The sequence below is a fragment of the Sphingobium aquiterrae genome (assembly GCF_037154135.1).
Lineage (GTDB): Bacteria > Pseudomonadota > Alphaproteobacteria > Sphingomonadales > Sphingomonadaceae > Sphingobium > Sphingobium aquiterrae.
The window spans coordinates 15,619-33,285 of the sequence record NZ_JBANFL010000009.1; the positions used below are offsets into that span (position 1 = coordinate 15,619).

A 17,667-nucleotide genomic window follows, 5' to 3' on the forward strand; every position below is an offset into this window, starting at 1 on the left:
CAATCTCTCATCTTTCTCCTGACGGGCCGCAGATCGCCCTGCCGGACCATGAGAATGACGGCAATATAGCATGATTGCCCTCAGGCGGCATCCTTTGCGGCGCGCAGGGCGGCCAGCGCCGCCACCGTCGGCGCCCGCATGAAGAGGTTGGTCGCCTGCTCCAGGGCGATGGTGGTCGGCACCGTCGCCTCGCCCCGGGCGCGGGCCGCATCCACGGCGGCGACGCGGGCGGCGATGGCCGCGTCGTCCGGCGCCATCGCCTGCGCGAATCGGCCGTTGCCCTGGGTATATTCATGCGCGCAATAGACCATGGTGTCGCCGGGCAGCGCGGCAAGGCGCTGCATATTGCCGAACATCTGCGCCGCCGTCCCCTCGAACAGCCGGCCGCATCCCATCGCGAACAGGGTGTCGCCCACGAAGATCACGCCGTCGCCGGGCAGATGATAGGCGATATGCCCCGCCGTATGCGCCGGCACCGCCATCACCACCGCCTCATGGCTGCCGATCCGCACGACGTCCCCTTCGCCCACCAGCCGGTCGAGCGTCGGGATCTTGCCCGCCTCCGCCGCCGGCCCGGTAACGGTGCAGCCGGTCGCGGCCTTGATCTCCCGATTGCCGCCGATATGGTCCCCATGCCAGTGGGTGTTCCAGATCTGGCCTATCGTCCAGCCGCGCGCGGCGGCAGCATCCAGCACGGGCTGCGCCACCGCCGGGTCGATGACCACCGTCTCGCCGCTGGCCGGATCGTGCATCAGCCAGATATAATTGTCGTTCAGCACGGGGATGCGGAGGATTTCGAGCGTGGCGGTCATCTGCGCTGTCCTTACCAGACGCCGGTATTGGGCATCGACACCCATGGTTCGGCCGGTTCCAGATGGCCGTCCTGCAGCAGTTCGATCGAAATATTGTCCGGCGTGCGGATGAAGGCCATGTGGCCGTCGCGCGGCGGGCGGTTGATGGTGATGCCCGCATCCATCAACTGCTGGCAGGTCTCGTAGATATTATCGACCCTGTAGGCGATGTGGCCGAAATTGCGACCACCGTCATACTCCTCCGGGTCCCAATTATGGGTCAGCTCCACCTGCGCATCCTCGTCGCCCGGCGCCGCCAGATAGACCAGGGTGAAACGGCCCTGCGCGCTGTCGAACCGCTTCTGCTCCTCCAGCCCCAGCAGGTTGAAGAACCGGATCGTCTCATCGAGGTCGGTGACGCGAATCATGGTATGGAGATATTTGGGCATGAAAGGCAAAACTCCGTTCGTCGCTCGTCAGCAACGGTTCATCTATGGGATGGCAGGATATGTGCCATGAAAATAGGGCGGGATACGCGCCGCGTGAAGAGCCGGGAGGAAAAGATATGGCGCTGGACAATCGCAACGTCGTGATGCTGGCAAGCGCGGGCCTGCTGGCCCTGGGCATGGTGGCCGGCGGCTATCTGCTGGGCGACGGGCTGACCCGCGCCAAGGCGGCGGACCGCTCCGTCACCGTCCGCGGCCTCGCCGAAAAGGATGTGACGGCGGACCTTGCCACCTGGACCATCGCCTATTCCGCCACCGGCTTCGACCTGCCCAGCGTGCGCGCGGAGATCGACGCGAACACCAAGGCGCTGCAGGCCTATTTCCGCGAACTGGGCTTCAGGCCGGAGGAGCTGCGGCCGACCGGGGCGGGCGTCAACCAGTGGATCAACAACGGCACGCCCAATATCACCATCACCCAGCGCATGGTGCTGCGCACCCGCGACATCGCCAGGGCGCAGAAGGCCGTTGCCGGGCAGTTCGACCTCGTCCGCCGCGGCGTGACGCTGCAGGAAGGCTCCGGCATGGTCTACAGCTTCACACGGCTGAACGACGTCAAGGCGCCGATGGTCGCGGAGGCGACGAAGGATGCGCGCAAATCCGCCGAGCAGTTCGCCAAGGACAGCGGCGCCGGCGTGGGCGGCATCAAGAGCGCGACGCAGGGCTATTTCTCCATCGACGCGCGCGATGGCGACCAGTCCGGCGGCGGGGGCGACACGCCCTACAAGAAGGTGCGCGTGGTCACGACCGTGGATTTCTACCTGGACTGAACGGCGACCCGTGTCCGATCCCAACCACGTTCGTCATGCTGAACGCGTTTCAGCATCCATCGTGCCCCAAGCGCCTTGAGGCACAATGGACCCTGAACCACGTTCAGGACGAAAATGGCAAGAGAGAGCGATCCGAAGCCCCTCCCCCTGCCTTCAGAAGGGCACTTCGTCGTCCAGATCATTGTCGAAGCTGGGGCTGCTGCGGCCCGCGCCACCAGGGGCGCGACCGCTGCCACCGGCAAAATCGTCATAATCGCCGCCGCCAAAGCCGCTGCTGCCGCCGGACCAGTCGCTGCCGCCAGTCCCGCCGGACGATGCCCGACCGCCACCGCCAAAACCGCCACCCTGGCCGCCACCGCCGCCCGGCGCGCCGTCCAGCATGGTCAGCACCGCGCCGGGGCCCTGCAGCACGACTTCGGTCGTGTAGCGGTCGTTCCCCGACTGGTCCTGCCATTTGCGGGTGCGCAGCTGGCCTTCGATATACACCTTGCTGCCCTTGCGCAGGAAGCGTTCGGCAACGCCGGCCAGACCTTCGGAAAAGATCGCGACGCTATGCCATTCGGTGCGCTCCTTGCGCTCGCCCGACATGCGATCCTTCCAGCTTTCCGACGTGGCGATGCGCATGTTGCAGACCTTGCCGCCATTCTGGAAGCTTTTGACCTCCGGGTCGGCTCCCAGATTGCCCACCAGAATGACCTTGTTCACCGAGCCTGCCATGATCCCTCCGAAGCGTGAAAACGGCTCTTATAGACCTGCCGCCGTTGCGGTCCAGAACGTAATCCCCGCCGCGACATAGGCGAGCGCGAAAAGATAGCCGACCATGAACATCGGCCATTTCCAGCCATTGGTTTCGCGGCGGGTGACGGCGATGGTGGAAATGCACTGCGGCGCGAAGACGAACCAGGCCAGGAAAGCCAGCGCCGTGGGCAGCGACCAGCGGCCCTTCAGCCGATCCCCGACGCTACGCTCCAGCACCGCCTCGTCGTCGCTTTCCTCGATCGAATAGACGGTGGCGAGGGCGGAAACCGCCACTTCACGCGCCGCCATCGCCGGGATCAGCGCCAGCGAGATATCGCGGTTGAAGCCCACCGGCTCCATGATGACGTTCAGGCCGCCGGCGATCCGCCCGGCGATGCTGTAGTCGATGGGCGATGTCGTGCTGCCCTGCGGCGGCTTGGGATAGCTCAGCAGCACCCACAGGATCACGGTCGAGGCGAAGATGATGGTGCCCGCGCGCTTCAGGAAGATCACCGCCCGCTGCCACAGGCCGAGCAGGATGTCGCGCACGCGCGGCCATTGATATTTCGGCATTTCCATCAGGAAGCCGCTGCTGGTGCCGCGCGTCACCGTCAGGCGCAGCACCAAAGCCGCGACCATCGCGCCGACAATGCCCAGCACATAGAGGGTGAACAGCACCAGCCCCTGCAGCCCGATGCCCGGCCCGATGGTGCGCGCCGGGATGAAGGCGCCGATGATGACGGCATAGACCGGCAGCCGCGCCGAACAGGTCATCAGCGGCGCGATCAGGATGGTCGTCAGGCGATCCTTGGGGTCCGCGATCGTCCGCGTCGCCATGATGCCCGGCACCGCGCAGGCGAAGGAGGAGAGCAGCGGAATGAAGGCCCGGCCGGACAGGCCGACCCGCGCCATCACCCCGTCCATCAGGAAGGCGGCGCGGACCATATAGCCCGTCGCCTCCAGCATCAGGATGAAGAAGAAGAGGATGAGGATCTGCGGCAGGAAGACCACCACCGATCCCACGCCGTTGATGACGCCATCCACCAGGAAGGATCGCAAGATCCCGTCGGGCAGTGCGGTGGAGACGAAATCGCTCGCCGCCTGCACCCAGCCCTCGATCATCGCGATCGGCGCCTCGGACCAGGCGAACACCGCCTGGAACATCACGAACAGCAGCGCCAGCAGGATGACGAGCCCGAAAAAGGGATGCAGCGCCACCCGGTCCACGGCGGCCGTCAGTCGGCGGGACGCGGTTTCGCGCACGATGGCGGCCCGCGCGATGCGCTGCGCCTCGCGCCGGCGCGCATCGAAATCGGCCAGCGGCACGGACGGGCGCAGCGGCCTAGCCCCGCCCTCCCCCAACAGGCTTTCCAGCGCCTCGCGCAGATGGTCGAGCCCGCGCTTACGCACCGCGACGGTCGGGATCACCGGCACGCCCAGCTCGCGCGACAAGATCGCCGCGTCCAGCTCCAGCCCGTCGCGCGTGGCCAGATCGACCATGTTGAGCGCCACCACCGTCGGCAGGCCCAGCGCGATCAGTTCCAGCGCGAACCGCAGATGATTGTCGAGATTGGAGGCATCGACCACGATCACCAGCGCGTCGGGCAGCCTTTCGCCCTGCTGGCGGCCCAGGATGACGTCGCGCGTCACCTGCTCGTCCGGGCTGGTGGGATCGAGGCTGTAGGTGCCGGGCAGGTCGACCAGCTCCACCGGCCGGCCGTCGGCCAGCGCCAGCCGGCCCGATTTGCGCTCCACCGTGACGCCGGGATAATTGCCCAGCTTCTGCCGCGCGCCGGTCAGCGCGTTGAACAATGCACTCTTACCCGCATTGGGATTGCCGACAAGGGCGACCAGCGGCGTCGCGTTCATGCCGCGATATCCCGGTCCACGGCGTGGCGCGGGCCGAAGGGCTCGGCGCCGATACGCACCGTCACCGCCGCGGCATGATGCCGCCGCATGGCGATGGTCATGCGGCCGATGCGGCAGGCGATCGGCCCCCGCCCCCATATCCCGCCATGGTGCAGCGCCTCGACGCTGGCGCCTTCGCACAGGCCGAATTCACGCAGGCGCTGGGCCTCGGCCGGTGAGAGGCTGGGCCAATCGATGGTATCGACATAGGCAGGCTGGCGAAGGGGAAGTTCGGTAAGGCGCAACACAGGGCACTCGACAACGGGTTTCGAAACCAAAACGCTGCGAGTGATTATCAATATGCATTGACAAGCGCCAGTGCGGATTTACCCTATCGTGCAGAAGCCCTCAAATGGCGGGATAACGCAGCCGCCCGACAAAGCGGGACAGGCTGAAATAGCGGTCGCTGCCGCCCGAAAGCCGGGCCTTGGCCTTTTCAAAGCGCATGACGCCGGCGATTCGCCGGGCCAGGAATGCCCGCGTCTCCGCCTGCCCCTCGCTCTCATCGTCCAGGAAGATCATCAACGTCGCGGCATAGACGCCCGCAAGGATGGTGCGCTTGCTATAGTGATTATAGTCGGTGGCGGTATCGCCGGCCAGCCGCCACATCAGGTCCGCCGCCCGCCAGCCGAGCCGCGTCGCCAGCCGGAAATTGCCCGGCAGGGCGAGGATCGACACGGCGCGGCGCAGCGCCTCCCGGTCGCGCGCCAGCAGATCGAGCCGGGCCTCCACCAGCGCGGCGATCCGGGCGCTGATCTTCATGCCCGCCAGCGCCTCGGGCGGCAGCGCTTGCGCCATGCGGCGATCGACGCTGGCAAACCATGCGTCGATCATGTCGGGCGCGCCGCCGGCAAAAGCGAGGCGCGCGATTTCGGGATCGACCCCGGCATTGCGCGCGGTCACGGCCACGGCGGCCTCGTTCCACCCGTCAAAGGCGGCATTGCTGGGCAGCAGCGGGGCAAGCGCATCGCGCAGCTCGTCCAGCGTCGGATCGGCAGGGAGCGTGGTCATGCCGGACCTTCTAGAGCGTTTCCACATCGAGCGGAAACGCTCTTTTCCCCGCAGCCATATTTTCGCGGCCCCTTTTTCGCGCGCCGGAGCACAGCAACCCGAGCATGGTAAAGCGCGCCTTGCAGGGCTGAATGGGAACGGCCCTAGGCGCGCTGCGGCAGCCGGACAAGCACCAGCGCAATGGCAATGGCGACCGCGCCGACCCCGTCGGTCAGGTTCATCGTCTCGCCGAACACCAGCCAGCCGATCAGCGATCCGACCACCGGCTGCGACAGCAGGGTGAGGCCGACCACCAGCGGGCTGAACCATGGCAGGGCGAAGATCAGCAGGCCCTGGCCCAACACCTGGCTGGATACGGCCAGGATGAGCAGCGGCGTCCAGTTCTGCGGGATGACATTTTCGCCCAGCATCATGGCAAAGACCAGCACCGGCAGCGTGCTCGCCGCCGTCGACACCGCCAGCACCGCCCAACTGCCAAGCACGCCGCGCGAACGCTGCATGACGATGATATAGCCGGTGTACATCAGGCCGGCGAACAGACAGAGCAGGTCGCCCTGCAGATAGCGGGGCGACAGTTCATAGCTGCTGCCCATCAGCAGCGCGATTCCCGCGGCGGCCAGGATGAAGGCGGCGACCTGCAGTCGCGCGGGCCGGTGGCGGAGCACCAGCATGCCCCAGAGCGGCAACAGCAGGCTGGTGGAATTGCCGAACAGCGTCGCATTGGCGACCTTCGTGCGCATGATGCCCAGATGCCAGGCCGCAAGATCGCCGGCAAAGAACAGGCCGCCCAGCACGATCATGCCCCACAAGGCGGGTTTAAGCCCCCGCAGCGCCTGCCCGCGCGAACGCATCAGCAGGAACAGCATGGGTGTCGCCAGGATCAAGCGCCAGAAACCGGAGGCGACGGGCCCCGTATCCGCCAGCCGCACCAGCAGCGGCCCGAAGGCGAGCAGCACATTGGACGCAAGCAGCGCCGGAAATGCCAGAGGGGGGGCCGCGGGCCGCCCGGAGTCCATCGCCACCGACCTGTCATCGGCGGACACATAGGGATCGGCCGATTCGATCGGCGCGGTGGCGGGGCTTGAAAGGGTCACGTCCTGCCCCTAACTGCCCCGGGAGCCATTGTCTCGTTTCAATTTGAAACCTTATATAAGGAGTGCTTATGACGAGCCTGTTCGATCCTCTTTCCCTTGGCACCCTCACCGCGCCGAACCGGGTCTTCATGGCACCGCTGACGCGCGGCCGGGGCACGCGCGATCATCTGCCCACGCCGCTGATGATCGACTATTATCGCCAGCGCGCGGGCGCGGGCCTCATCATCAGCGAGGCCATCGGCATTTCCCGGGAGGGGCTGGGCTGGCCCTTTGCCACGGGCCTGTGGAGCGACGCGCAGATGGAAGGCTGGAAGCCCGTCGTCGATGCGGTGCATGCCGCCGGCGGCCGCATCTACGCGCAGCTGTGGCATATGGGGCGGATCGTCCATCCCAGCTTTCTCGATGGCGCGCGGCCCGTGTCGTCCAGCGCCACCACGGCACCCGGCCTTGCACACACCTATGACGGCACGGTGCCCTATGCCGAGGCGCGGCCGCTGGAGATCGCCGAAATTCCGCGCCTGCTCGACGATTATGAGCTGGCGACGCGCCAGGCATTGGCGGCGGGCTTCGACGGCGTTCAGCTGCACGCGGCGAACGGCTATCTGATCGACCAGTTCCTGCGCGACGGCGCCAATCATCGCGACGATGCCTATGGCGGCCCGGTGGAACATCGCGTGCGCCTGCTCCGCGAAGTCACCGAGCGGCTGATCGCGGTGGCCGGCGCCGGCCGGACGGCGGTGCGGCTGTCGCCCAATGGCGATTCGCAAGGCGTGATCGACAGCCATCCCGAGCCGCTGTTCACCCTCGCCGCGCAGCAGCTCGACGCGCTCGGCATCGCCTTCCTCGAACTGCGCGAGCCGGGGCCGAACGGCACCTTCGGCAGCACGGACTCCCCCCGGCTCTCGCCGCTGATCCGCCAGCACTTCAAGGGACCGCTGGTGCTCAACAGCGATTATGACAAGGCACGCGCAGAGGCCGACATCGCCAGCGGGCTTGCCGATGCGATCAGCTTCGGCCGCCCCTTCCTCGCCAACCCGGATTTCGTCGCCCGGCTGGCCCGGAACGCGCCGCTCAACCAGGGCGACATGGCGACCTTCTATTCGCGGGGGCCGGAAGGCTATATCGACTATCCGGCACTGGCGGACGCTGCCTGACGCCTTTAACCTCTGGCCGTCAGCCGTTCCGCCGACGGCCGGAGAATTCCGGATAATGATGAAGACCCGCCCGGATCATGCTCCGGGCGGGGCGGGATCAGGAAAAGCGCTGGCGAATGTCCAGCATGGCGATGGCGGCCTTGGCGGCCTCGCCACCCTTGTCCTTTTCGGTCATGCGCGCACGGGTGAGCGCCTGCGCCTCGTTCTCCACGGTCAGGATGCCGTTGCCGATGGCGATGCCGTCCATGGCGAGCGCCATCAGGCCGCGCGCGCTTTCGTTCGAGACGACCTCGAAATGATAGGTCTCGCCGCGGATCACCACGCCGATGGCGACGAAACCGTCATAGCGGCCGCTCTCCGCCGCCAGCGCGATGGCGCCGGGGATCTCCAGCGCGCCGGGCACGGTCAGCACGTCATATTTATGCCCGGCATCGTCCAGCGCGGCGGACGCGCCCTCGATCAGCAGGTCGTTGAGATGGTCATAGAAGCGCGCCTCCACGATCAGAAATTTTGCCATGAAATCGCTTATCCTTCCGTAATGCTGCGCTGGCCGACGACCGCCAGGTCATAACCGTCAAGCGCCACCAGGCTGTGATGGCTGTTGGTCAGCAAGATCATGTCATGCACGCCCAGTTCCGCCAGGATCTGCGCGCCCACGCCATAATCGCGCAGTTCGTCCATTTCCTGCTCCGTCACCGGCGTGCCCCGCGTCTGCAGTTCGAACATGCGGGTGAAGGCATTGGGGGAGTGGCGGTTGAGCACCACGATGATGCCCGCGCCCTCCTCTCCGATGATCTCCATCGAACGCGACAGCATGCTGCTGCGCGGGCTCATTTCGCCGAACACATCGGCCAGCGGCGCGATCTGGTGCATGCGCACCAGCGTGGGCTGCTCGGGGTCGATCCGCCCCTTCTGCAGCACGATCTGTTCGGTGCCGGTTGCCTTGTTGAAGAAGGTGAGCGCTTTCCAGTCCCCGCCCCAGCGGCTCTGGAAGCTGACTTCGCCCATCTTCTGGACCAGATGGTCGTTGCGGCGGCGATAGGCGATGAGGTCGCGGATCGTGCCGATCTTCATCCGGTGCTTCTGGGCGAAGGGGATGAGGTCGGCGAGGCGCGCCATGGTGCCATCGTCCTTCATCACCTCGCAGATGACGCCCGAGGGGTTGAGGCCGGCAAGGCGCGCGACATCCACCGCCGCCTCGGTATGGCCGGTGCGCACCAGCACGCCGCCGGGCCGGGCGACCAGCGGAAAGACATGGCCGGGGGTCACGATGTCCGACGCGTCCTTGCTGGCGTCGATCGCGACGGAGATGGTGCGCGCACGATCCGCTGCACTGATCCCGGTCGTCACCCCCTCGCGCGCCTCGATCGAGACGGTGAAGGCGGTTTCATGCCGGGTGCCGTTGTTGCGGCTCATCAGGTTCAGGCCCAGCTGGTCGACCCGCTCCTTGGTGAGCGCCAGGCAGATGAGCCCGCGGCCATGCGTCGCCATGAAATTGATCGCGTCGGGCGTCGCCATCTGGGCGGGGATGACGAGGTCGCCCTCATTTTCCCGGTCCTCGTCATCGACCAGGATGAACATGCGGCCGTTGCGGGCTTCGTTGATGATCTCTTCCGGGCTTGCCAGCGCCGTGCCGCCTTCCCGCTTGAGCAGATAGGTTTCCAGCTTGCTCAGCGTGTCCGCCGTGGGGTTCCAGTCCGTCTCGCCCAGCTTGCGCAGCGAATTGGCGTGCAGCCCGGCGGCGCGCGCCAGGCCGGAGCGGGACAGGCCCCCTTCGGAAACGAGGGCGCGGACGGTGTCGATAAGAGCGGTCGTCATGGTAAGCTGCCTTGAACCAGCGCGGCGCAATCCCGCCGCCGCCCGCTAAATCACACTACAATGTGATAATTGCAAGAGGCAAATCACATTGCCTTGAGTTTTTCGATCCTCGCAAGATAGCGCGCAAGGATGTCGATCTCCAGGTTGAAGCGCCGGCCGACGGGCAGGCTGTCCAGCGTCGTCACCTGCGCGGTATGGGGAATGATGTTGAGGCCGAAATGGCAGCTGCGGTCGGCCCGGTCCTCGACGCTGTTCACCGTCAGCGAAATGCCGTCGACCGTGATCGACCCCTTGGCCGCCAGGCTGGCCGCCAGATCGGCCGGCGCGGAAATCGTCAGGCGCGTCGAATCGCCCTCCGGCGTTGCCGACACCAGCGTGCCGATGCCGTCGACATGGCCGGTGACGATATGGCCGCCCAGTTCGTCGCCCACCTTGAGCGCGCGTTCCAGGTTGAGCCGCCCGCCCGCGACCCACAGGCCCGGCGCGGTACGCGCCACCGTTTCGGCCGACAGGTCGACCGCGAACCAGTCCGCGCCCTTTTCCACGACCGTCAGGCAGGCGCCCGAACAGGCGATGGACGCGCCGATGGCGACGCCCCCCATGTCATAGGAACAGCCGATGACGAGGCGCAGGTCGCCGCGCTGCTCGATCGAGCGCACGGTGCCGATGTCGGTGATAATGCCGGTAAACATGCGCCGTCCTTATCCGGCGCGCAGCCGCGCGTAAACCTCCAGCCCGTCGGGGCCGAAGCGCCGCCGGTCGACCAGCCCCCAGCACCCATGCGCCTCGGCCAGGTCGCCAAGGCCGATATCGTCCACGCCCGCCCGCCCGGCACCGATGATGATCGGCGCGCGATAGAGGACCAGCCGGTCGACCAGATCCTCGCGCAGGAAGGACGCGGCGGCGCGCGCCCCGCCCTCCACCATCACGGTCGCGACACCCGGCAGGTCGGCAATGTCGCGCGGCGCGACTATCGCGCTCCACCCCTTGGGCACCGGGCCGCTGCCCAGCATGACCCGCAATGGCGCGCGATCCTCCAGCCCCGGCAACCGCACGTCGAGTCGCGGCTTGTCGGCGCGAACGGTGCCCGCACCCACCAGGATGGCGTCATGGCGCGCCCGTTCCAGATGGGTGTGGGCGCGCGCGGCGGGGCCGGTGATCCAGCGGCTCGATCCGTCCGCCATGGCGATCCGCCCGTCCAGCGACAGCGCGAGCTTCAGCGTAACGGCAGGCCGACCGACCGTCTGCCGCAGGAAAAAGCCCACCATCGCCTCCCGTGCCTCACCCGCGAGCACGCCGCTTTCCACCGTTATGCCATGTTCGGCGACATGGGCCGCACCCTGGCCGTCGGTGCGCGGATCGGGGTCGCGCGCCGCGATCACGACGCGGGCAAGGCCGGCACGCACCAGCAGGTCGGCGCAGCGGGGGCCGCGCGGCGACAGGTGGAAACAGGGCTCCAGTGTCACATAGGCGGTCGCGCCGCGCGCCAGGTCGGCGGCCTGCGCCAGCGCCTGCGCCTCGGCATGCGGCCGCCCGCCCTTTTGCGTCCAGCCGCGCCCGACGACATGGCCGTCGCGCACGATGAGGCATCCGACAGAGGGGTTGGGAGCGACCAGGCCCTGGCCACGGCGCGACAGCGCAATCGCCGCGGCCATGAAGCGCCGGTCGAGCGCCGCCTGCGCCGCCGCCATGTTCAGGGCGCGGCGCGGGTGGCGGACTCACCGCCCTGGGCGATCTCCGCCTTGGCCAGGCGCGCGTCGAGCATCGCGTTGATCTGCTTCAGCGCCTCCTTGCGCTCCGCCGCGTTGCGCGCCTCTTCCTTGCGCCATTCGATGCCGAACTGGTCGGCGACATGCTGCATTTCCTTCTGCTTCTTCTCGATCAGGGCTTCACGCCGGGCAAGATCGATCTTCTGCTGCATGATGATCGTGGCATCCGACCGGTTGGCATTCCAGTTCTCGAAATAGATGATCTTGTTCTGGCGCGGCATGGTGTTGGTGTTCGCATCCAGCACAAAGGCCCAGACGATCAGCCAGGTGAAGGCGATGGAAACCCCGAGCAGCGGCCATTTATGCGCGCGGCGCTCGGACACATAGGTCCAGAAATCGCCAAAGGCGCTCCTGGGAGAAACGGGACGGGGGAAGATGGCCATCGGCGCGATATAGCCCCGTTGGCCCGACGATGCAAAGTGGGCGCCGATATCCGGGCCGGTATCCGGGAGGATCGGGGGTGCCGATGCGCCGCCGGCGCCGACCGGCACCCCCGCCCCGCTCACGCCTGCAGGCGGAAATGCACCGTCATCGTCTTCACGCTTTCAACCGGAACGCCATCGCGCGTCGCCGGGCGGAATCGCCATGCGCGCAGGGCCTGCCGCTGCGTCGCGGCCCAGAAGGCATCGTCGCTGGCGGACACCCGCTCGATCGACACGACCCGGCCGTCCGTGCCGATGCGGACACGCACCACCACCGTCCCTTCCTGGTCCAGCCTTTGCATCGCGGGCGGATAGGGCGGCTGGAAATTCCCGGCGAAGCGCGAATCGATGCCGGCCTCCGTCAGCACCGGATCGCGGACGGGCGCAACGCCCGGGCCGGTGCCGGCCGAATCTCCCAATGGGGGCAGATCGAATTGCGCGTCGCCATTGCCGAATATTTGAGCGCCGGTGTTCACGAATATCGATTCATCGGGCGCGAACGGCCTGGGATCGGCCATTTGGGGGGTGGGTTTCGCCTGTTCGGGCGGCTTGGCGTCAGGCTGCACCGGCGGCGGCGGTGGCAGCGGATCATTATAGGTCAGCAGCGTGCCGCCGGGCAGGCGCTGGATCACCTCCGCCGGCATCAGCAAGATGGCACCAACCGCAATCCCATGCACGGCAATCGCCCCGATCAACCCGATGGGCGAGCGCCTGTCGGCGCCATAGCCCTGTTGCGGCGTCATCGTCATTCCCATGGCCTGCTCCTCCTCATTGCGGGCCTGCCCGCCAATGCTCCTGCCGGCCGGCCCGCTCCCGTTCAGCGACAGCGGCCGCCATCGCTGACATGAGATGATATAACATTATAGATTCAACGCAAGACGGATGCGCAGCGAAGAGTCCCATGGCCGACACGACCGCAGAATCAGCGGAAAAGCGGGAAAGTCGGCGCAGAGCGAAACTTTGTGCCGCGCTGGTGACGCACGTCACAGTGCGTCATGGCGTCAACGCCCATAGCGGCTGTGCGACCCGGTGGGCTCCCTTCAATATTTCGGCGGAGGGAGCCCGCTCACTGGCCCGGCGGCAGCGATGTCGCCGGGCATTTTTTTGCGCCGGGGAGCATCGCCGCCGTTAATCCCCGGCCCACGCGGCCGTTCTTGGGGCAGAGGCGCATCGGAAGACCCGGACGCGATTCGATCATGTGAGGAAATGGGCCGTGGCGATCATCGGCTGGATTGTCAGCGTCATGACCCTGCTGGGCGGGCTCGCCCTGTGGCAGCAGCCGCTGTTCGCACATGCGGATCGGGTCGCGATGATGCTGTTCGGCATGGCGCTGCTGAGCTTCCCGCCCTTCTGGACGGACGCGCCGCTCGGCCTGTCACGCAAACCGCGTATCGCGGCCTGCTTGGCGCTGCTCCTGTCGCTGCCGCTGGTGCTGCTGCGCCCCTGAGCGCCAACGTCGCCGGGGGCCGCGCGAAAGTCGCGCGGCGCGACTGGCCGATCAGTCGAACAGGCTGGAAACAGAGCTTTCGTCGGCGATGCGCTTGATCGCTTCGCCCAGCAGCGGCGCCATCGGCAGCTGGCGGATGCGGCTGGAGGCGGCCACCGCGTCGGTCGCCTGGATCGAGTCGGTGATGACCAGTTCGGTCAGTTCGGAGGCGTCGACACGGGCCACGGCCCCGCCCGACAGCACCCCATGGGTGACATAGGCGGCAACGCCCTCTGCACCGGCCGCCTTCAGCGCGGCGGCGGCGTTGCACAGCGTGCCGGCCGAATCGACAATATCGTCGATCAGGATGCAGAAGCGCCCGGACACGTCACCGATGATGTTCATCACTTCCGACTCGCCGGCGCGCTCGCGACGCTTGTCGACAATGGCGAGCGGGGCGTTGTCGAGTCGCTTGGCCAGCGCGCGGGCACGCACCACGCCGCCGACGTCGGGCGACACGACCATGATGTTCTTGTCGCCGAAACGCGCCTGGATATCGGCCGACATAACCGGCGCACCGAACAGATTGTCGGTCGGGATATCGAAAAAGCCCTGGATCTGGCCGGCGTGCAGATCGACCGAAAGCACGCGGTTGGCGCCCGCCACGGTGATGAGGTTCGCCACCAGCTTGGCCGAGATCGGCGTGCGCGGGCCAGGCTTGCGATCCTGCCGGGCATAGCCGAAATAGGGGAGAACCGCGGTGATCCGCTTGGCCGACGCGCGTTTCAGCGCATCGATCATGATCAGCAGTTCCATCAGATTGTCGTTCGCCGGGAAGCTGGTGGACTGCATGACGAACACGTCCTCGCCACGCACATTCTCGTGGATCTCCACGAACACTTCCTCGTCGGCGAAGCGGCGCACACTGGCGCTGGTCAGCGGCAGTTCCACATAGTCGGCAATGGCGCGCGCAAGCGGCAGGTTGGAATTGCCAGTCAACAACTTCATGGAACGAACCCTCGCAAGGACATATCGTGACGCTTCGGTGACTTCGAAAGTCGCGGCCCCTTTAGCGGCGACGATGCGAATCGGAAAGGCGCTTTTGCCCGGCCGCGCAAAATGCTCTATCGGCCCGGATCATGACCGCTGCGCTCTCCATCGCCATCGCCCAGACGACCCAGTCCGTGGGCGATCTTTCCGCCAATGCCGACGCCATGCTCGCCTGGCGCGATCAGGCGCGCGACGCCGACCTGATCGTTTTCCCCGAATTGCAGCTGATCGGCTATCCGCCCGAGGATCTGGTGCTGAAGCCCGCCTTTGTCACGCGCGCGGGCGAGGAATTGCTGCGGCTGGCCAGGGCGACGTCCGATGGCGGGCCGGCGATGCTGGTGGGCACCGTGGTCGCGGCGCAGGGCGTGTTGTTCAACGTGCTCGCCCTGCTGGACGGCGGCGAGGTGAAGGCGGTGCGGCAGAAGCGCGAGCTGCCCAATTACGGCACGTTCGACGAAAAGCGCCTGTTCGCGCCCGGCCCGCTGCCCGCGCCGGTGGATTTTCGCGGCGTGAAGCTGGGCCTGCCGATCTGCGAGGATATCTGGTTCCCCTTCGTCACCGCGCATCTGGCGGCGGAGGGCGCCGAAATCCTGATCAGCCCCAATGGCAGCCCCTATGAGATCGGCAAGGACGACAAGCGGCTGCGCGGCGTCGCGGCGGCGCGGGTGCAGGAAACCGGCCTGCCGCTGATCTACCTCAACCGCGTGGGCGGGCAGGACGAACTGGTGTTCGACGGCGCCTCCTTCGTGCTCGATGGCGACATGAGTCTCGTCCACCAGCTCCCCGAATGGGAGGAGAAGCTGGTCGTCACCCGCTGGGAAAAGGCGCAGGGCCGCTGGCATTGCGCGCCGGGCGAGCAGTGCGCTGGCGATCCCTATCCCGCCGACGTCTATAATGCGATGGTGCTGGGGCTGCGCGACTATGTGAACCGTAACCGCTTTCCCGGTGTCGTGCTGGGCCTGTCGGGCGGCATCGATTCGGCGCTGTCCGCCGCCGTCGCCGTCGATGCGCTGGGCGCCGACCGGGTGTGGTGCGTGATGATGCCATCGCGCTTCACCGGCACCGAAAGCCTGGAGGACGCCGCCGAATGCGCCCGCCTGCTGGGCGTGCGGCTGGACAGCATTCCCATCGAGCCGGCGGTGGCGGCGTTCGACGGGATGCTGAGCGACGTGTTCGCCGGCCGCGCCCGCGACCTCACCGAAGAGAATATCCAGTCGCGCATCCGCGGCGTCACCCTGATGGGTATCAGCAACAAATTCGGCCATATGGTGCTGACCACCGGCAACAAGAGCGAGATGTCGGTCGGCTATGCCACCATCTATGGCGACATGGCCGGCGGCTATTCGGTGCTGAAGGATGCGTACAAGACGACGGTGTTCGACCTGTCGCGCTGGCGCAACGCGCATCTCCCCTCGCTCGGCCTTGGCCCGGCCGGCCCGGTGATGCCAGAGCGCGTCATCACCAAGCCGCCCACGGCCGAACTGCGCGAGAACCAGAAGGATGAGGACAGCCTGCCCCCCTATGAGGTGCTGGACCCCATCCTCTATGGACTGGTGGAGGAAGAGCTGTCGGTCGACCAGCTTGTCGCGCGCGGTTTTGCGCATGAGACGGTCGCGCGGATCGAGCGGCTGCTGTATGTCGCGGAATATAAGCGGCGTCAGGCGCCTCCGGGGGTGAAGCTGGGCACCCGCAATTTCGGGCGCGACCGGCGCTATCCGATCACCAACGCCTTTCGCACCACATAAGCAAATCCGTTCGCCCTGAGCCTGCCGAAGGGCCGTCCTTCCCTTCGACAAGTCCAGCCCGAACGGTTCAGGTATAGATCATGACAGTCGTCACCCGCTTCGCCCCCTCGCCCACCGGCACCCTGCATGTCGGCAATATCCGCGCGGCGCTCCACAACTGGCTGTTCGCGCGGCAGAACGGCGGGCGCTTCCTGCTGCGCATGGACGACACCGATCTGGAACGCTCGACCGCCGCCTTCGCCGACGCGATCCGCGCCGATCTCGTCTGGCTGGGCCTGAACCCGGACGCGGAAACCCGCCAGTCGGGTCGCTTCGCCCTCTATGAAGCCCGGTTCGAAGAATTGCGTGCGTCCGGCCATGTCTATCCCGCTTATGAAACGGCGCAGGAGCTGGACCTTCGCCGCAAGATATTGCTCGGGCGCGGCCTGCCGCCGGTCTACGACCGCGCCGCGCTGGCGCTCACCCCCGATCAGATCGCGGCCCATGAAGCGGAGGGCCGCGCGCCGCATTGGCGCTTCAGGCTGGATCATTCCGCGCCCATCGTCTGGGACGACCTGATCCGCGGCCCGCAGCGCTTCGACCCGGCGCTGCTGTCCGATCCCGTCATCCGCCGCGCCGACGGCAGCTGGCTCTATATGCTGCCCTCCGTCATCGACGATATCGACATGGGCGTGACCCATGTGCTGCGCGGCGAGGACCATGTGTCGAACACCGCGACGCAGGTCCAGATGTTCGCGGCGCTGGGCGCGCGCCTGCCCGCCTTCGCGCATATGGCACTGCTGACCGGGGCGGAGGGCAAGCTGTCCAAGCGCCTGGGATCGCTGGGCGTCGAGACATTCCGCGCGGACGGCATCGAGCCCATCGCCCTTGCCGCCCTGCTCGCGCGGATCGGCACCAGCAGCCCGGTGGAGCCGGTGACGGAGATGGCGCCGCTGATCGCGGGCTTCGACTTCGCCCATTTCGGCCGCGCGCCCGCGCGCTTCGACGATGCCGAGCTGGCCACGCTCAACCAGAAGATCGTGCATCTGATGGCCTATGACGCCGTCGCCGACCGCCTGCCCGCCGGCATGGGCGCGGCGGCATGGGACGCGATCCGCCCGAACATCGCCACCGTGGCGCAGGCCGCGGACTGGTGGGCAGTCGTGACCGATGCCCCCGCTCCACCTGCGCTGGCTGACAAGGACCGCGCCTTTGCGGGCGATGCGGCGGCGGTGCTGGAAAGCCTGCCCTTCGACGCGGACGTATGGCGTGCGCTCACCGGCGCGCTCAAGGACCGGACGGGCCGCAAGGGCAAGGCGCTGTTCCTGCCGCTGCGGCTGGCGCTGACCGGGCGCGAGCATGGCCCCGACATGGGCGCGCTGCTGCCGCTGATCGGGCGCGATGCGGCGATTGCGCGGCTGAAGGCTGCGGCGAGACATTGACCGCCGCCCGGCGCTGATCAAGCCGCGACTGGCCAAGCCACGCGCGG

The 17,667-nt window shown here is 67.1% G+C and carries 19 protein-coding genes; 5 read left to right on the forward strand and 14 right to left on the reverse strand.

Translation table 11 applies throughout. The features are described from left to right. Positions 1 to 80 precede the first annotated feature (80 nt). Both gloB and WFP78_RS11030 read right to left on the reverse strand, forming a co-directional pair. Positions 81 to 812 (reverse strand): hydroxyacylglutathione hydrolase, encoded by a 732-nt coding sequence (gloB, locus tag WFP78_RS11025; RefSeq protein WP_336961840.1) that lies wholly within the window; start codon positions 810 to 812, stop codon positions 81 to 83. A gap of 11 nt (positions 813 to 823) precedes the next feature. Beyond that, a complete protein-coding gene (locus WFP78_RS11030; RefSeq protein ID WP_336961844.1) occupies positions 824 to 1,240 on the reverse strand; it encodes a VOC family protein in 417 nt (138 codons plus the stop codon). A 116-nt stretch (positions 1,241 to 1,356) separates the two neighbouring features. Between WFP78_RS11030 and WFP78_RS11035 the strand changes: the two genes are divergently transcribed. Further along, positions 1,357 to 2,064: an SIMPL domain-containing protein gene (locus WFP78_RS11035; protein ID WP_336961847.1), complete on the forward strand. Its 708-nt coding sequence runs from the start codon at positions 1,357 to 1,359 to the stop codon at positions 2,062 to 2,064. A 153-nt stretch (positions 2,065 to 2,217) separates the two neighbouring features. Here WFP78_RS11035 and ssb read toward each other — a convergent pair whose 3' ends face one another. From ssb to WFP78_RS11060, 5 genes are all read right to left on the reverse strand, one after another. Continuing rightward, entirely contained in the window at positions 2,218 to 2,781 is a 564-nt protein-coding gene (ssb, locus tag WFP78_RS11040; protein WP_336961850.1) for a single-stranded DNA-binding protein, read from the reverse strand. Positions 2,782 to 2,808: 27 nt separating this feature from the next. Beyond that, positions 2,809 to 4,671: a ferrous iron transporter B gene (feoB, locus tag WFP78_RS11045; RefSeq protein WP_336961852.1), complete on the reverse strand. Its 1,863-nt coding sequence runs from the start codon at positions 4,669 to 4,671 to the stop codon at positions 2,809 to 2,811. Beyond that, the gene (locus WFP78_RS11050; RefSeq protein ID WP_336962331.1) at positions 4,668 to 4,955 is read right to left on the reverse strand and encodes a FeoA family protein; all 288 of its coding nucleotides are present in this window, start codon (positions 4,953 to 4,955) and stop codon (positions 4,668 to 4,670) included. Before WFP78_RS11050 ends, feoB begins: the two co-directional genes overlap by 4 nt. 103 nt (positions 4,956 to 5,058) lie before the next feature. Continuing rightward, on the reverse strand, positions 5,059 to 5,721 hold the full coding sequence (locus WFP78_RS11055) for a COQ9 family protein (RefSeq protein WP_336961855.1): 663 nt from the start codon (positions 5,719 to 5,721) through the stop codon (positions 5,059 to 5,061). Between the two features lie 143 nt (positions 5,722 to 5,864). Beyond that, positions 5,865 to 6,737 (reverse strand): DMT family transporter, encoded by an 873-nt coding sequence (locus WFP78_RS11060; RefSeq protein ID WP_419722957.1) that lies wholly within the window; start codon positions 6,735 to 6,737, stop codon positions 5,865 to 5,867. Between the two features lie 146 nt (positions 6,738 to 6,883). Here WFP78_RS11060 and WFP78_RS11065 point away from each other — a divergent pair, with 146 nt between their 5' ends. Beyond that, positions 6,884 to 7,969, forward strand: coding sequence for an alkene reductase (locus WFP78_RS11065; protein WP_336961859.1), 1,086 nt, complete (start codon positions 6,884 to 6,886; stop codon positions 7,967 to 7,969). A 97-nt stretch (positions 7,970 to 8,066) separates the two neighbouring features. Here WFP78_RS11065 and ribH read toward each other — a convergent pair whose 3' ends face one another. From ribH to WFP78_RS11095, 6 genes are all read right to left on the reverse strand, one after another. Next, a complete protein-coding gene (gene ribH / locus WFP78_RS11070; protein WP_336961862.1) occupies positions 8,067 to 8,486 on the reverse strand; it encodes a 6,7-dimethyl-8-ribityllumazine synthase in 420 nt (139 codons plus the stop codon). A gap of 8 nt (positions 8,487 to 8,494) precedes the next feature. Continuing rightward, the gene (gene ribB / locus WFP78_RS11075; RefSeq protein ID WP_336961865.1) at positions 8,495 to 9,787 is read right to left on the reverse strand and encodes a 3,4-dihydroxy-2-butanone-4-phosphate synthase; all 1,293 of its coding nucleotides are present in this window, start codon (positions 9,785 to 9,787) and stop codon (positions 8,495 to 8,497) included. Positions 9,788 to 9,870: 83 nt separating this feature from the next. Further along, a complete protein-coding gene (locus tag WFP78_RS11080; protein WP_336961868.1) occupies positions 9,871 to 10,479 on the reverse strand; it encodes a riboflavin synthase in 609 nt (202 codons plus the stop codon). A gap of 9 nt (positions 10,480 to 10,488) precedes the next feature. After that, the gene (gene ribD, locus WFP78_RS11085) at positions 10,489 to 11,442 is read right to left on the reverse strand and encodes a bifunctional diaminohydroxyphosphoribosylaminopyrimidine deaminase/5-amino-6-(5-phosphoribosylamino)uracil reductase RibD (RefSeq protein WP_336962334.1); all 954 of its coding nucleotides are present in this window, start codon (positions 11,440 to 11,442) and stop codon (positions 10,489 to 10,491) included. Between the two features lie 38 nt (positions 11,443 to 11,480). Then, positions 11,481 to 11,939, reverse strand: coding sequence for a hypothetical protein (locus WFP78_RS11090; protein WP_336962337.1), 459 nt, complete (start codon positions 11,937 to 11,939; stop codon positions 11,481 to 11,483). A 119-nt stretch (positions 11,940 to 12,058) separates the two neighbouring features. Then, positions 12,059 to 12,733, reverse strand: coding sequence for an energy transducer TonB (locus WFP78_RS11095; protein ID WP_336961871.1), 675 nt, complete (start codon positions 12,731 to 12,733; stop codon positions 12,059 to 12,061). Between the two features lie 458 nt (positions 12,734 to 13,191). Between WFP78_RS11095 and WFP78_RS11100 the strand changes: the two genes are divergently transcribed. Continuing rightward, positions 13,192 to 13,425: a hypothetical protein gene (locus WFP78_RS11100; RefSeq protein ID WP_336961873.1), complete on the forward strand. Its 234-nt coding sequence runs from the start codon at positions 13,192 to 13,194 to the stop codon at positions 13,423 to 13,425. A gap of 51 nt (positions 13,426 to 13,476) precedes the next feature. Here the strand turns inward: WFP78_RS11100 and WFP78_RS11105 are convergent, their stop codons facing one another. Next, complete coding sequence (locus tag WFP78_RS11105; RefSeq protein ID WP_336961875.1) at positions 13,477 to 14,412, reverse strand: ribose-phosphate pyrophosphokinase; 936 nt, start codon at positions 14,410 to 14,412, stop codon at positions 13,477 to 13,479. Between the two features lie 131 nt (positions 14,413 to 14,543). Between WFP78_RS11105 and WFP78_RS11110 the strand changes: the two genes are divergently transcribed. Next, entirely contained in the window at positions 14,544 to 16,199 is a 1,656-nt protein-coding gene (locus WFP78_RS11110) for an NAD+ synthase (protein ID WP_336961878.1), read from the forward strand. 80 nt (positions 16,200 to 16,279) lie between these two features. After that, a complete protein-coding gene (gltX, locus tag WFP78_RS11115) occupies positions 16,280 to 17,620 on the forward strand; it encodes a glutamate--tRNA ligase (RefSeq protein ID WP_336961881.1) in 1,341 nt (446 codons plus the stop codon). Positions 17,621 to 17,667: the final 47 nt, after the last annotated feature.

What these genes read in the sequence shown, in the direction of transcription:
- gloB (WP_336961840.1), bottom strand. Translation starts at nt 812, where the DNA reads ATGACCGCCACGCTCGAAATCCTCCGCATCCCCGTGCTGAACGACAAT.
- WFP78_RS11030 (WP_336961844.1), bottom strand. Translation starts at nt 1,240, where the DNA reads ATGCCCAAATATCTCCATACCATGATTCGCGTCACCGACCTCGATGAG.
- WFP78_RS11035 (WP_336961847.1), top strand. Translation starts at nt 1,357, where the DNA reads ATGGCGCTGGACAATCGCAACGTCGTGATGCTGGCAAGCGCGGGCCTG.
- ssb (WP_336961850.1), bottom strand. Translation starts at nt 2,781, where the DNA reads ATGGCAGGCTCGGTGAACAAGGTCATTCTGGTGGGCAATCTGGGAGCC.
- feoB (WP_336961852.1), bottom strand. Translation starts at nt 4,671, where the DNA reads ATGAACGCGACGCCGCTGGTCGCCCTTGTCGGCAATCCCAATGCGGGT.
- WFP78_RS11055 (WP_336961855.1), bottom strand. Translation starts at nt 5,721, where the DNA reads ATGACCACGCTCCCTGCCGATCCGACGCTGGACGAGCTGCGCGATGCG.
- WFP78_RS11060 (WP_419722957.1), bottom strand. Translation starts at nt 6,737, where the DNA reads ATGGACTCCGGGCGGCCCGCGGCCCCCCCTCTGGCATTTCCGGCGCTG.
- WFP78_RS11065 (WP_336961859.1), top strand. Translation starts at nt 6,884, where the DNA reads ATGACGAGCCTGTTCGATCCTCTTTCCCTTGGCACCCTCACCGCGCCG.
- ribH (WP_336961862.1), bottom strand. Translation starts at nt 8,486, where the DNA reads ATGGCAAAATTTCTGATCGTGGAGGCGCGCTTCTATGACCATCTCAAC.
- ribB (WP_336961865.1), bottom strand. Translation starts at nt 9,787, where the DNA reads ATGACGACCGCTCTTATCGACACCGTCCGCGCCCTCGTTTCCGAAGGG.
- WFP78_RS11080 (WP_336961868.1), bottom strand. Translation starts at nt 10,479, where the DNA reads ATGTTTACCGGCATTATCACCGACATCGGCACCGTGCGCTCGATCGAG.
- ribD (WP_336962334.1), bottom strand. Translation starts at nt 11,442, where the DNA reads ATGGCCGCGGCGATTGCGCTGTCGCGCCGTGGCCAGGGCCTGGTCGCT.
- WFP78_RS11090 (WP_336962337.1), bottom strand. Translation starts at nt 11,939, where the DNA reads ATGGCCATCTTCCCCCGTCCCGTTTCTCCCAGGAGCGCCTTTGGCGAT.
- WFP78_RS11095 (WP_336961871.1), bottom strand. Translation starts at nt 12,733, where the DNA reads ATGGGAATGACGATGACGCCGCAACAGGGCTATGGCGCCGACAGGCGC.
- WFP78_RS11105 (WP_336961875.1), bottom strand. Translation starts at nt 14,412, where the DNA reads ATGAAGTTGTTGACTGGCAATTCCAACCTGCCGCTTGCGCGCGCCATT.
- WFP78_RS11110 (WP_336961878.1), top strand. Translation starts at nt 14,544, where the DNA reads ATGACCGCTGCGCTCTCCATCGCCATCGCCCAGACGACCCAGTCCGTG.
- gltX (WP_336961881.1), top strand. Translation starts at nt 16,280, where the DNA reads ATGACAGTCGTCACCCGCTTCGCCCCCTCGCCCACCGGCACCCTGCAT.